This window comes from Muricoprocola aceti (assembly GCF_025567005.1).
Classification (GTDB): domain Bacteria; phylum Bacillota; class Clostridia; order Lachnospirales; family Lachnospiraceae; genus Marvinbryantia; species Marvinbryantia aceti.
In genome coordinates, this window is sequence record NZ_JAOQKE010000003.1 from 228797 (window position 1) to 241779 (window position 12983).

Genomic DNA, 12983 nt, shown 5'->3' on the forward strand with positions numbered 1-12983 from the left:
TTGTGATGAAAGACAATATTGTTAAACACAGGTGGATCTTGCTCTGGGGTAAGAAAGAAGTATCTTTATATTATCAAAATGATATTTGGAGTTTATGTTGTTGGAAAGTCGTAAGCAGGAAGATAACTTCAAGTTGTTGGTGCAAATATAATGAATAGAAGTGTCCAGTACATTTTTGGTGATGGGTATTTTGGTGGAATCCATTTTTATTTATTTTTGAATAATAAAATTTTGAATCTGCAGCCGATTCTGCCTGCCGGACAATGTTTTTAGATATCTGTAAACGTCACGGACTGGAACTTGATGAAGAACCATCGGATGATGGAAGAAAGTATTTGGAAACACGATAGAAGCAAACGCTGTACTTATCGTCTTGTCTGGCAGGGAAGATTATTAGGGATTAACCAGAGAGATATCGGCAGAGAAAACAGAAGTGATAGACAATGATATTTGTTAGATATGCTTCTTGTCGTTGGCTGCATCATATTAAAACGCTTTTTACGTTAAAAAAGTGCTGTGATCACAAGGCTTTTTGCAAGCAAAAATGAAAAGGCTATATATAGGTAGCCTGTGAAACTGGAAGTGCCCATTTTGGGCCTGATTTAAAGAATAATGTTCTGACAGAGACCAATGGAATGACTCTCTGCTGGGGCTCCAAAAGAAAGGAAAAATGATTATGGAAAAAATGATGAATACAAAAACAGAGGGTAACACATTTACAAAGAAAATCGGGCAGACAGTCTATGTTGTCCGTTATCATTTCAATGAAAATGCAAAGGAAACAATGCAGGAGAAGATTAACCGGATGCTGGTTACAGAAGCAAGTCGACAGGCAGTGTATTAAAATTAGGTGGATGTAATTGAAGAAAAAATATGATATCATGTGAGTAACAAACTGGAATTTAAAGAGGAGGAATAATGCAATGAACTTCTTTGAAAATACTCGTAAGCCACAAGGCTTCGGCGGAAAATTGATGACGAAGATGATGAACATCGGTCACGCCAAGTTATCACAATGGGGATTCTCAAATATCTCAGTGAATCCGGACGCTACGGTACTGGATGTTGGTTGCGGAGGCGGTGCAAATATTGTAGCCTGGTTGGGCAAATGCGGAAATGGACATGTGACAGGAATGGATTATTCGGAGGTCAGCGTGGCAGAATCTCAAAAACTGAACGCCACCGCCATTAAACAAGGGAAATGTTGCGTGGTTCAAGGTGATGTATCTGCTATCCCTTTTCCTGATGCGGTTTTTGATTATGTATCTGCTTTCGAGACAGTTTACTTCTGGCCTGGATTGGAAAAATGTTTTTTTGAGGTAAATCGGGTTCTGAAAAACGGAGGGACATTCCTGATTTGTAACGAATCTGACGGAACGAATGCCGCAGATGAAAAATGGACAAAGTTGATTGATGGTATGAAGATTTACACCTCTGATCAACTCATTGCTGCTTTGAAAGAAGCAGGTTTTACAGAGATAAAAATGTATTCAAATACAAAAAATCATTGGATAAGTATTGTTGCAACGAAATAGCTAATTTCCTGTTTGTAGAATTCAAAAATTTAATATGAAATGTGAGATAGAGCGTATGGAAATAATCTATACGTTCTATTTTTTGCCTTTTTTGAAAAAGTGATTCAAAAACTATTGACATTTTGTTACTGGTAGAAGCAGATGGTTATAAAAAGCTTTTGATAACTATGAGTGCAAAAACAGATAGCTGCGAAAATTTATTATGAGCTAATAGCAAAATTTGATATTTTGTGATATTGAGGGTATGGGGAATCGTAATCTCCATCAAGTTTGTCAGAGAATCATAATCCAGAAATGGAATTTTGAGTTACTCTAGGCGATACTTACTTTAGAAAAATGATTAGCCATAATGAGTTGGAACGTGGGAGGAGGAAGTGCAAAAAAAAGAGAGAGCCATAAGTAACTCTCTCTGTGATAAAATCAAAAAGTTATAGTATCAGTGGTTCGGTAAGATTACAAAAATCCTTAACAGGAATATTTTCTTTAAGTGGTAAAGCTGTCTCTAAAAAGGTTTCGTCTGCAAATCTTTCGAGTTCAGAATCAAAATGTATAATTGAAGCATTTGTATTTAATTGATATGGCGGAATTGTAACAAAATAATCATAATCTTCGTAAGAAGGAGTGGCGCAAGAAACTTTGATTTTTCCGCCCAATTTCAATTTTGCAAATTCTCCATAAATGGCAGTTAAGGCTTTTTTTCTTTCTTCATCAGAAATAATTCTATCTACATATCTAATGTACCAATAATCTATATTTCCCTCTTTTAATTCAATTAAATAATCGTATGATCTGGGTGTTCCGGATTTTATTGTCCATTCAACTTTATGCAGACTTGTCATCATGGAAAGTCCACGCATTAAGGTAGAAAAAAATTTTTCATGCACCTGAACAGTAGAGAGATCCAGAGAAAATCCATTGTCTGCAATTATCTTTTTCCGTTCCCGTATTTTCTTAGAAGAATATCCCGTTGCATCATATAATTCTTGGATAAGTTCTGGATCATCAATGGCTTTTGCAATTTTATCAATAGTGCTTTTATATGGTCTTCCAGATCGGGCACCGTTGAGCATTCGTGAAATGGTTGCATTATTTAAGCCTGTTTGTTCAGATAATTCTTTTTGTGTTTTTTTCTGTAAAATGATTTGAAGTATATTGATGAATCTTTCCTGATCGTAAACGCTGTCAGGATTTATTAGTGTGCCTGAATTTGATATAAATTCGTTCATTCAAATCTCCTCTTGACTTCTTTGACTTTGTATAAATTGACTTCTTGTATTTTATCTTATCAATTATATCCCTAAAAATCAATTTAAAACATAAAGAAATCAAAAAATGCTTTATTGATATTCCTTTAAAAGTCAAAGAAGTCAAAAACGTAATTGACATTTTGACATCTTTGTGTATAATGTAAATCAAGAAGTCAAAGAAGTCAAACAAATCAAAAAGAAAGGAAGGAGGGCTGTGGATTGAAATATAGGGTTGTTTCGGTTTTGAAAGATAATAGACCACGTTTTTTGATTACTTCTGATATTGAAGAAATTGAAATCCTTCCATCAAAGTATTTGAAGCATCTGGATCAGATTAATGCTTCTCCGAATACTGTAAAATCCGCCGCCTTCGCACTTTCATATTATTACAATTATCTGCAGGAGCAAACGATAGGATTGGATGAGATTACATTGTTATCCTATTCAGAGCAGAATAAACATTTTATCGATTTCTTGTATTGGGTTAAGAGTGGAAAGCATACTGAGCATAATACACAGACGAGTAATAAGACCTGCAATATGTATCTTGGTGCAGTCTTCAGATACTACCAGTTTTTGGCACTGGAAGATGTTGTGCCAATGCTTAAAGTCTTACGAGTAAAAAAAGTATCGTATTTTGACAGTATGGGAGTAAATCATCAAAATGCAGTGAATTCGTTTAAAGGTTTCTTCAAAGAAGAAGAACCTAATCTGGAAGAAATAACATCCGAAGAAATACAGGAGCTGATAAATGCCTGTTCGAATGATAGAGATCGATTGCTGATAGCAATGATGGCAGAAACCGGTCTTAGATTAGGGGAAATTCTGGGAATCCATTATACCGAAGATATTGATTTTAAAAGAAGGACGGTTCGGGTAAGGTATCGTGAATCCAATACCAACTTGGCAAGAGCAAAAAATGCAGAATATAGAATGGCTTTGTTAAGTAATACAACTTTTGAGTTCTTGGTTAAGTACATTTCTGATAACCGAAAAAGTCTGATGAACTCGGAGTATCTATTTACAAAATTGACTGGAAAAAACAAAGGAGAGCCATTAGATGCGGATTCTGTGTATAGCATGTTGAAAAGGCTATCCAAAAAAACGGATATCAATTCCCATCCGCATCAGCTCCGACACTATTTTGCGGAGGAAAGAAGAAAAGAAGGATGGGATTTGAATGACATTCGTTTTGCCCTGGGGCATAAGAAAGTTGAAACTACCATTAAATACTTGGGTGAAAATAATGAACGATTGATAGAAGCGACAGATCAATACTACTCAAATAATGAAGATTTATACCAAATTGCAGATTTTCTGTAAAAGGAAGGAGGGATTACCTTGGCAATATTAAAAATTGTTCCTAAGTTATATCAGGAAAAAATATCCGAGAAATTAAAGGAAGAAATATCTTTAGTTACGAATGGAGAAGCAAAATACTATAACCGGTTATACAAATTTTTCCAGTATACAGATATACAGTGTACTGCAGATATTAACTATGAAACGAGAAAAATGTATATGGATTCTCTTGAAAAAGAGGATATTTCAGAAAAATATAAAGCGGAATTAATGAGCTTATTTGATCGTTTAAAAATAGAAAATATGCCGGATGTCTATTCACAAGGAAATCCCTTCTTTGTAGAACAGGAGTTTTTTAAGCAAGACAAATTGTTTTTGCTGTATGTCCCCAATAAGAAGAAAGCACAATCTTTTCGTCAGGTGGTCGATAAGAATGATTTGTTATGGGACTTAACGAGGATACATTCATCACAGTTGGTGCGACAGACAAAAATATTGCTGTGTGAAATTCTGAATATGGATAAGGTACAAAGACATCGAAGATATTTTTTAGAACCATTAAAAGCACTTATACGGTTTTGCGATAAGTACGGAATAGATGATATTGAAGAAATGGAACAGGCAGACGAAAACAGATTTTATCTGTATTTAAACAAGGAGTCGGAAATTATAAAAAAACAGGCTTCTAAGATTGTTGAGTTTGCGAGAAGAACGTTATTTCTAACAGATTCAGAGACAAATTGGCGAGCGTGTATCTGGTATATGGATAGGTTTCAGTTTGATAAATCGAGAATCAATGCCAGTTCACCTGTTAAAAGCCTTTCGTTTATTAATATTTACGAAAAAGAAAATCGTTGGTATTTACAATTATACGCAAAATATTTGGTCGGGATATCTGATCTGTCTTTATCAAATATCCGAAATACAATAAGTTTTATTTCACAATTTTTAAAATATCTGGATGGACAGAGTAAGAAAGTAACTGAACTGGAGATGCAAGATATAGCGGATTATGTGTCTGTTTTGGATGAGTCCGATATTAAGTATTCCACTTTTAACCGATATATCACACATATGCATACATTTCTACAGTTTTTGAAAATGAAAAATATTGAAGTGTTGAAGTTTTATCCGGAACGATTTTTAAAAAAAGGTTTTTCGGAACACAATGAAAGAAGTGTTCCAGAAAAAACAATTGCTCATCTAATTAAGGAGCTGCCGGCATTCCCAGAGCATTTACAGTTGATGTATTTGATTTTGTTTTGCACAGGAATTAGGAAAAGCGAGGTTTGTACAATAAAATCGGGAGCCTTTTATTCACAAGGCAATGAGAATTGGATGCGCATATATCAAAGCAAAATGCGGAGAGAAAAAGTCATTCCTGTTCCCAGTTTATTGGTTGGACTGGTGAATGATTATGAAAAAAAGTACGGAATAAAAAATGGGGAGTATTTATTCAAAAATAAAAAGGGTGGTGCATTTAATGGACAGACATTTTCAAATCAGATGATTCGGGAGTGTAAGGCTCGTGGGATTGCCTGCGGAGATTATATCTTTAGAGCACACGATTACAGACATAACCTTGCAACTTCAATGTACGGAAATGGGGTTTCTATACAAGGGGTACGAGATTATCTAGGACATTCAAGTGAGAATATGACAAAACAGTACATTGATTTCATGCCGGAACGTATTGTATCGGCTGAAGATAAATATTTCTCTAAAAATCAGTCATTTAAATTGAAAGGAGCAGAAGATGATGAAAGGTAATATTAATTTGATTTCGTATGACTGTTATCAACAAGCTACAGAAAAACAGTTGGCAGGACTGAAATGGAAGGAAAACAGGGTGTACTACATATCAGAGATTCATAATGAAAAGATGCAGGATGAGATTTATGGGTATATCGATGATAGATGTAGACGTTTGTCATTATCAACAGTAGTAAATGATATTTACAGATTTGATCTGTTGAAAGAATTTCTGAATGAGAAGTGTACAAGTTGTAGCAGCATCACTGATAAAAAATGGGAAGAACTGGAGAGAAGTTATAAAGCATTTTTATATAAAAAAGGATTGGCGCTGTATGTTAGAAGAAATAGACCAGATAGGCGGAATGTTGAGCAACAAAGTAGCGCTCAGGTTTCTTTTCTGAAAATGTATTATGAGTATGTTGTGAAGTGTAAAACAGCAGGTATTCCAGAAAACGAAAAAGATGTATGGGATATGAGAAAGTTGGATATTGTGCCAAGGAGTAATCCGATTCGTGGAAGATATAGATTAGATTTTCGTGAGATCAGGCAGAAAGAATTTAAAGAGATAATAAAGAAAATATTGTATAGCCACTGCCAGACAAAAGCAATGGGTAGTATAAAAGGTGAATTGCGTGGATTCCGTCGGTTTGCTAGTTTCATGTATGATCGATTTCCAGAAGTAAAGCACTTTACAGAAATTAGCAGGGATATGATAGAAGATTATCTGGTTTATATAAAAACGGATACCGGTCTTACATCAGTCAGTTACACGACAGAGCTGTCGGTTTTGGATAATCTGTTGGATGAAATAGGGCGTGAACTGGAAATAGGAAATATATGCAACCTTTTTCTATCCAGTGATTGCAGAGCATATGACAACGCTTTACCAGAAGCGTATTCAGATGCAGAAATCAGAAGATTTAATTGTGCATTAACAAAATTAAAGCCCCAGTTAGGCAGATGTTTAATAATACATCAGATGCTCGGTACAAGAATAGAGGATACGTTGACTTTGCGAAGGGATTGCTTATCTGAGAAATCTGGACATTATTTTATAACTATTATCCAGCAGAAAACAAGGAAATACAAAAGACCAGTTAGCGATCAGCTGGCAGAATTGATTAGAAAAGCAATAGAAGTTTCAGAAAAGGAGCATCCAGATTCAGAATATATTTTTCTTCAAGATAATGGAAAATTGTATACAGATTCAATGCTGAAATATCATGTAAATATCATGATTTATGAAAATGATATCAGGGATGATAATGGAAATTATTTTGAGTTTCGTACACATCGTTTTAGACATACTTTTGGAGTAAAACTTACAGAAATGAAATTAGATGATGATAGCATTGCAAGGCTGTTGGGGCATAAGGATACACGAACCATACCACATTATCGGCGGTTAAGAAACGAAGCATTAGCGGAGGACACAAAGGCTGTACGAGATGAAATGAATGAATTATTAGCACAATACAGGAGGGAAAAGGAAAATGCAGAAACACGATAAAATGGTAGCACTGGCAAAAGAAAAAAGTGCGGAAATGACGGAAACAGCAATAACAGCTATTGAAACAATGTATAGAAAAAATATAAAAATTTCAGTTGCTGAACTTACAAAACTAACAGGACTTTCCAGAGGTTTTTTCTATAATAATCCGAATGTGAAACAGGTCATGATGGAATTGAAGGAAAAACAACAGGGAATGATATTGCGAAATCCTAAAAGTGATGCTATTGCAAAAGCACAGGAAGCACGGATTAAGAGTTTAGAACAGAAATTATCCGATAGTGTTCCGAAAAACGAATATGAAAGTCTTCAGAAAAAATATGAAGAATTACAGGTGAAATATAGTCAAATGAAAAAGGGAACACTGTTGAAGATGTACGACCAATTATAGGAAGAAAAGGAGAATATTTTATGCAGAACGAAATTTATGATGAGAAAAATGGACTTACTTATATGTTATGTGGTGATTATTATTTGCCAGAATTGGCACTTACAGATATCGAACCAACTTATGGGAAATATGGGATGCTTCGTAAAAGCTATTTACAGGAACACAGAAAGGCAAAATATCAAATATTGTTGTTACAAGGAAAACTTGTCGAGCATTTGAATCAGATTGATGCAGAAGCAAGGGATAGAGAAGAACAATTAGTAAAACTGATGATGGAGAAACAAGGAATTACAGAGAAATTAAAAAGGCAGGACAACATGGAATGGACAAGGAGGATGAATACCCTTTGTCATGATGCAGAAGAGATGATTTTGACGGAAATGATATACACGAAAGGATAATGAACTGTATTGGATAGCAAGAATTTTGCAGCCCGGATAGCAAAAAAGTGGAAGTCTGGATAGCAAAAAAATGGAAGTCCGGATGGCAAGATTCTTGCTGTCCGGAAAGATAAAAAAGGGAGGGATTAAAAATGTTGGTTAAGTGCATAATAAAAGTGTTTTTATATTTAATTCTTGCAGTAATGACATTGATTCACTGGTTATTAAAAATTCCGATGATATTGGGAAATATTTTGCTTTACTTTTTATCAATTATATTTATTCTGACAGGTATTTTGAGTTATGGATTTGCTTTGGAATCTGCAAGAGAATGTGGTCGAATGATAATAATTGGGATGGCATTTGGTGCAATACCAGACTTTGTCCCATTTTTGGGAAAAAGTTTAGAGACATTGGTTGCCAAACTGTTGAGTATGACAAATGAATGATAAAGTCAATATGAAAGAGGGCTGTGAAAGGCTCTCTTTTCTTTTTGCAACTGTGAAATGGCAAGATAATAACGTTATATACAGTGTATATTAAGTACAGATATTGTATTTCTGCATGATGGGAACATAGGGAGTCCATATAAAGGCACTGAACAATGGTCATGATGGAAGCCTGTCTACCGGTCATGGGAACAGCCCGAAGGATATGCTTGCCAGACTTGAAACAATGATTTTGATGGGCATGGAATTACCAGTTTCTGCAGTGCGCAGACAAATCGCTTCCGGGTTAGATATTATGGTACATCTTGGGCGAATGAGAGACCGTTCCAGAAAAGTGCTGGAGATATTGGAGATTACCGGATACAGCTACGAAAAAGAAGAGATTTTGACGCACACACTGTATGAGTTTGAGGAAAGCAGAAAGGGTGGAGAGAAAGTAGAGGGTACACTGGTGAAAAAAGGAGAACTGGAGCAGACAAGAAAACTGGAAAGAGCAGGACTGATGTAGATGAACTATACCAGATATCAGTTATCCAAGAAAGAATATGCAGAAAATATAGTTGTTTTTCTGGTATTGGATGGAATGATCAGTTATCTGTTTTATCGTTCCTGGATTGTCTTTCTGCTTTGTCTTCCATGTCTGAATCCATTCCTGAAAATGCGGCGGGAGAATCTGTGTCAGAAGCGAAGGGAAAAACTGGAAGAGCAATTTCTAATGGCAATGCAGACTGTGATCACTTCTCTGACTGCAGGCTATTCTGTGGAGACTGCCTTTACAGATGCTCTAAAAGAACTGCCACTGGTGTATCGGGCGGACGACATGATTGTACTGGAATTCAGATCAATTGTCAGCCAGTTGAATATGAATCAGAATCTGGAGGAACTTTTGCAGTCTTTGGCAGTGCGCAGCGGAATCGAAGATATTCGCAATTTCGCAGAAGTCTTCGCAGTATCCAAAAGATCAGGAGGAAATCTGATTGCGATTATACGTAATACAATACAGAGTATCATGCAGAAAAACGAGACAAGAAAAGAGATACAGGTAGTATTGTCAGCTAAGAAAATGGAACAGAATATGATGAGTCTGATTCCCTGCCTGATTCTGTTGTATGTACAGACTGTTTCACCGGGGTTCCTAGATGTTATGTATCACAACCCTGCGGGAATAGCGATTATGACAGCAGCGCTGGGTGTTTATCTGGGAGCTGTAGTCTGGGGGAAAAAGATAGTAGAGATCGAGGTGTAAGCATGTGGATCTATTGGGGAATTGTGCTGATTATGGGAGTTCTGGTACTGATATCATCCGGGCAGGAGGTACCAGGGGAGATCAGATGGTATCGGAAGCCTTTTCGCAAAGGTGCTATTCAGATTTGGAAAATGTTTCCGGCTGGAAAGAAAAAAGAAGCAGAAAAAGAAATAGCGAGGCTGGAAAATATGCTGTTATTTCTCTGTGTCGGACTAATTCTGTTGCCAGTTATAGAAGGAAGTATTGGTGGAGAGGAAATGGTTCTGGATTCATATGCGCTGGAGAGACCAGAAAAAGGACAGGGGAGTAACACTTATATTTTAAAGGCTGATATACAGGGGAGCACAGAAACCGAGGAAATACATCTGGAACTGGAAGAACGTCAGTATACCGAAAAGGAAAAAAAGAATTTCCTGAAAAATGCAGAGCTTGAATTGCAGCAAAGGGTACTGGGAGAAAATAAGTCAGCAGATGACATTCGGCAAAGGATCAGCCTCCCATCAGAACTTCAGGACGGAGAAGTAACTGTGCAATGGATTCAGAATCCGGAGGGCTTATTGGATGAAAACGGAGAAATTGTAGCAGAATTGCCGGAAAAAGGACAGATCCTGACTTTGACAGCTATATTGACTTGCGAAGAAAAAGAGGAATTATATGAGATGGCACTGCATCTGTATCCGAAAGAGCGAACAGAGGAAGAACAGCTCAGGCTTGATCTGAATCAGGCTGTGGCATCTGCAAAAGAAGAAAGTGCTCAGAAAAGTAATATGCGTTTACCAGCTCAGGTGGATGGCCGCAACGTTATCTGGTCCTTGCCAGGCAGTTCGGTGATGGGGGCAGGTCTTCTTCTGGTAGTGCTGCTGGCAGCAGGCGGTTACATCAGCAAAAGCGAAGAATTCAAAAAAGCAGAGCAGGACAGAAAGCGACAGCTGATTCTGGATTATCCAGATGTGGTTTTTAAGTTGGGAATGTTGTTAAATGCAGGGCTTACAATTGAAAATGCATTTACAAGAATTGCAGAAGAATATCAGCAGACAAAGTCTGAGGGGAAAATAAGGTGGGCTTATGAAGAAATGACAGTAGCATGTAATGAAATGAAAAGTGGTATTTCAGAAGCAAAAGCATATGAGCGATTTGGACGAAGATGTGAACATACCTGTTATATCAGACTGGGAACTATTTTATCAGGAAGTCTTCAGAAAAGTTCTGAAGGAATGACAAAATTGTTGTTAGATGAGGCGGCAGAAGCAATGGAAGATCGAAGGCAGCTGGCAAAGAAGATGGGCGAGGAAGCAGGAACAAAGCTGTTATTTCCAATGATTCTGATGCTGATGGTGGTGCTGGTGATTTTAATTGTGCCGGCAGTACTATCATTCTGAAAAAATTCGAGAAAGGAGGTGATGCATATGAAGAAATTTCTGATGCGGCTTTATGAAGAAGACGATGGAATCGGGACCGTAGAAATTATTCTGATCCTGGTTGTCCTGATTGGACTTGTCATTATTTTCAAAAGTCAGCTGACCAGTCTGGTCAATAATATTTTCAAAAAAATAGTAAGTCAGAGTAATGGTATCTAAGATGTGAAAAGCATGGAAAGGAGGCAACATGAAAACGTACAGATGCAAAGGGACAATTACCGTATTCTTAAGCCTGATCAGCGTTTTGTTTTTGTCCCTGCTCTGTACCACCATGGAATCATCCAGAATACAGGGCGCACGGGCAAAGGCTGCAGCAGTATTGGATATGGGAATGTTTTCTTTATTTGGGGAATATGAGAATTGCGTGTTAGAACAATACGATGTATTTTTTCTGGATGGCGCCTGTGGAGATGGCAGCTACAGTCAGAAAAAGCTGAAAGAAAAACTGCAGGCCTATATGGAATATAATGTAAATCCCAATAAGGAGATCCTGTTCAAAGGATATGACCCATTTCCGCTGGAGTTGGAAAATGTGCAGGTTACCGGGGTGGCGCTGGCCACAGACCAGAAGGGAAATGCATTTTATCAGCAGGCGGTTGGATTCATGCATGAGAATCTGGCCACAGAGGCGGTATCTGTATGGATGGAGAGAAGTCGGCAGGCAGAAGATCTGGAGCGGGCAGAAAAAAGGTATGAGGAAAAAGAAAAGAGTAACCATACCAGTCTGAAATCACTGCAGCAGCAACAGGAGGAACAAAAGCAAAAAGAAGAACAGAAAAAAGCAGAAGAGAAAAATGCACAGGAAGAACAGGAATATCTGCCAGCAGAGACAGAAAGCGAAAAACAGGAATTTCCAGTGGCCCAAAATCCTCTTGAGACAATAAAACAAATACGAAAAAGGGGATTACTGGGACTGGTATTGGATGAAAAAGAACAGCAGATATCAAATAAAGTACTGACATCCGATATTCCCTCCAGGCGGAAGTGCCGTCAGGGAAATCTGAAGAGTGAAAAAACATATAGTGGAGTAACTTCAAATGTGTTTTTTCAGGAATATCTGTTTGGCCGCTTTTCCAGTTACACCAGGCAATTACAAATGGAGCAGCCCCTGGATTATGGACTGGAATATATACTCTGCGGACAGAATTCTGATAAAAAAAATTTGAAAAACGTAGCAAAACGCCTGCTTGCGTTACGTGAGGGAGCCAATTTTCTTTATCTGGCATCAGATCCTGCACGAAAAGCAGAAGCAGATGCACTGGCAGCCTTAATAACAGGGGCAATTCCCGTACCTGGACTTCAGGTAGCGACATCCTATGCGTTACTTCTGGTCTGGGCCTATGGAGAGAGCCTTTTGGATCTTCGCAGTCTGTTTGCAGGTGGGAAAGTACCGGTGTGGAAGAACGGAGCGTCATGGAGACTGGATTTGCAGAAGATACCTTCTATTCTGGAACAGCTGGAATCACCTGGCGGGATGGATGGAAGTGGTCTGGATTATGAGGGATATCTGCAGATATTGTTTACTATGGGAAAACAATCAGCTTATTCCATGAGAGCACTGGATCTTCTGGAAGGAGTAATCCGAAAAAATACGGACAATATAAAGTTCCGGGTGGACCAGGCCATTGTGAAAATGGAGGCAAAGGCGGAATATCAGATCAGACCGATATTTTTGAAAATAGCCCATGCGTTTCTGAGAACTGGAAACAGAAAACTAAAATACAATATAAATGGAAGATTTGCCTATTAG

At 37.5% G+C, this 12983-nt stretch carries 14 protein-coding genes; 13 read left to right on the forward strand and 1 reads right to left on the reverse strand.

Annotation, left to right across the window (positions count from 1 at the left end; genetic code table 11):
* The first annotated feature begins 676 nt into the window (after positions 1-676).
* Together OCV47_RS04925 and OCV47_RS04930 are read left to right on the forward strand one after the other, a co-directional pair.
* Complete coding sequence (locus tag OCV47_RS04925) at positions 677-844, forward strand: transposon-encoded TnpW family protein (protein WP_015513594.1); 168 nt, start codon at positions 677-679, stop codon at positions 842-844.
* Positions 845-923: 79 nt separating this feature from the next.
* Positions 924-1535 (forward strand): class I SAM-dependent methyltransferase, encoded by a 612-nt coding sequence (locus OCV47_RS04930; protein ID WP_055196438.1) that lies wholly within the window; start codon positions 924-926, stop codon positions 1533-1535.
* Between the two features lie 428 nt (positions 1536-1963).
* Here OCV47_RS04930 and OCV47_RS04935 read toward each other — a convergent pair whose 3' ends face one another.
* Positions 1964-2761, reverse strand: coding sequence for a helix-turn-helix domain-containing protein (locus OCV47_RS04935; RefSeq protein WP_055196437.1), 798 nt, complete (start codon positions 2759-2761; stop codon positions 1964-1966).
* A 240-nt stretch (positions 2762-3001) separates the two neighbouring features.
* On the opposite strand from OCV47_RS04935, the gene OCV47_RS04940 reads away from it, so the two are divergent.
* The 11 genes from OCV47_RS04940 (at position 3002) to OCV47_RS04990 (ending at position 12983) form a co-directional block, all read left to right on the forward strand.
* Positions 3002-4105: a tyrosine-type recombinase/integrase gene (locus tag OCV47_RS04940; RefSeq protein WP_055196436.1), complete on the forward strand. Its 1104-nt coding sequence runs from the start codon at positions 3002-3004 to the stop codon at positions 4103-4105.
* Between the two features lie 18 nt (positions 4106-4123).
* Positions 4124-5854, forward strand: coding sequence for a tyrosine-type recombinase/integrase (locus OCV47_RS04945; protein WP_055196435.1), 1731 nt, complete (start codon positions 4124-4126; stop codon positions 5852-5854).
* Positions 5841-7349: a tyrosine-type recombinase/integrase gene (locus tag OCV47_RS04950; protein ID WP_226819361.1), complete on the forward strand. Its 1509-nt coding sequence runs from the start codon at positions 5841-5843 to the stop codon at positions 7347-7349. The genes OCV47_RS04945 and OCV47_RS04950 overlap by 14 nt, the downstream gene beginning before the upstream one ends.
* On the forward strand, positions 7333-7740 hold the full coding sequence (locus OCV47_RS04955) for a DUF6262 family protein (RefSeq protein WP_008374214.1): 408 nt from the start codon (positions 7333-7335) through the stop codon (positions 7738-7740). The genes OCV47_RS04950 and OCV47_RS04955 overlap by 17 nt, the downstream gene beginning before the upstream one ends.
* A gap of 20 nt (positions 7741-7760) precedes the next feature.
* Positions 7761-8141, forward strand: a complete 381-nt coding sequence (locus tag OCV47_RS04960; RefSeq protein ID WP_055177549.1) for a TnpV protein — start codon at positions 7761-7763, stop codon at positions 8139-8141.
* A 131-nt stretch (positions 8142-8272) separates the two neighbouring features.
* A complete protein-coding gene (locus tag OCV47_RS04965) occupies positions 8273-8569 on the forward strand; it encodes a hypothetical protein (RefSeq protein WP_022171679.1) in 297 nt (98 codons plus the stop codon).
* Between the two features lie 241 nt (positions 8570-8810).
* Complete coding sequence (locus OCV47_RS04970) at positions 8811-9077, forward strand: hypothetical protein (RefSeq protein ID WP_470358294.1); 267 nt, start codon at positions 8811-8813, stop codon at positions 9075-9077.
* Entirely contained in the window at positions 9078-9815 is a 738-nt protein-coding gene (locus OCV47_RS04975) for a type II secretion system F family protein (RefSeq protein WP_262654152.1), read from the forward strand. It abuts the gene before it with no gap.
* Between the two features lie 2 nt (positions 9816-9817).
* Positions 9818-11194: a type II secretion system F family protein gene (locus OCV47_RS04980; protein ID WP_262654153.1), complete on the forward strand. Its 1377-nt coding sequence runs from the start codon at positions 9818-9820 to the stop codon at positions 11192-11194.
* 21 nt (positions 11195-11215) lie between these two features.
* On the forward strand, positions 11216-11392 hold the full coding sequence (locus tag OCV47_RS04985) for a Flp1 family type IVb pilin (protein WP_262654154.1): 177 nt from the start codon (positions 11216-11218) through the stop codon (positions 11390-11392).
* 28 nt (positions 11393-11420) lie between these two features.
* On the forward strand, positions 11421-12983 hold the full coding sequence (locus OCV47_RS04990; RefSeq protein ID WP_262654155.1) for a DUF5702 domain-containing protein: 1563 nt from the start codon (positions 11421-11423) through the stop codon (positions 12981-12983).

Bases quoted from the DNA above. Each gene is read 5' to 3' on its own strand.
- OCV47_RS04960 (WP_055177549.1), top strand. From the start codon at position 7,761: ATGCAGAACGAAATTTATGATGAGAAAAATGGACTTACTTATATGTTA.
- OCV47_RS04975 (WP_262654152.1), top strand. From the start codon at position 9,078: ATGAACTATACCAGATATCAGTTATCCAAGAAAGAATATGCAGAAAAT.
- OCV47_RS04990 (WP_262654155.1), top strand. From the start codon at position 11,421: ATGAAAACGTACAGATGCAAAGGGACAATTACCGTATTCTTAAGCCTG.
- OCV47_RS04930 (WP_055196438.1), top strand. From the start codon at position 924: ATGAACTTCTTTGAAAATACTCGTAAGCCACAAGGCTTCGGCGGAAAA.
- OCV47_RS04925 (WP_015513594.1), top strand. From the start codon at position 677: ATGGAAAAAATGATGAATACAAAAACAGAGGGTAACACATTTACAAAG.
- OCV47_RS04985 (WP_262654154.1), top strand. From the start codon at position 11,216: ATGCATATGAAGAAATTTCTGATGCGGCTTTATGAAGAAGACGATGGA.
- OCV47_RS04950 (WP_226819361.1), top strand. From the start codon at position 5,841: ATGATGAAAGGTAATATTAATTTGATTTCGTATGACTGTTATCAACAA.
- OCV47_RS04935 (WP_055196437.1), bottom strand. From the start codon at position 2,761: ATGAACGAATTTATATCAAATTCAGGCACACTAATAAATCCTGACAGC.
- OCV47_RS04970 (WP_470358294.1), top strand. From the start codon at position 8,811: ATGGAATTACCAGTTTCTGCAGTGCGCAGACAAATCGCTTCCGGGTTA.
- OCV47_RS04980 (WP_262654153.1), top strand. From the start codon at position 9,818: ATGTGGATCTATTGGGGAATTGTGCTGATTATGGGAGTTCTGGTACTG.
- OCV47_RS04965 (WP_022171679.1), top strand. From the start codon at position 8,273: ATGTTGGTTAAGTGCATAATAAAAGTGTTTTTATATTTAATTCTTGCA.
- OCV47_RS04955 (WP_008374214.1), top strand. From the start codon at position 7,333: ATGCAGAAACACGATAAAATGGTAGCACTGGCAAAAGAAAAAAGTGCG.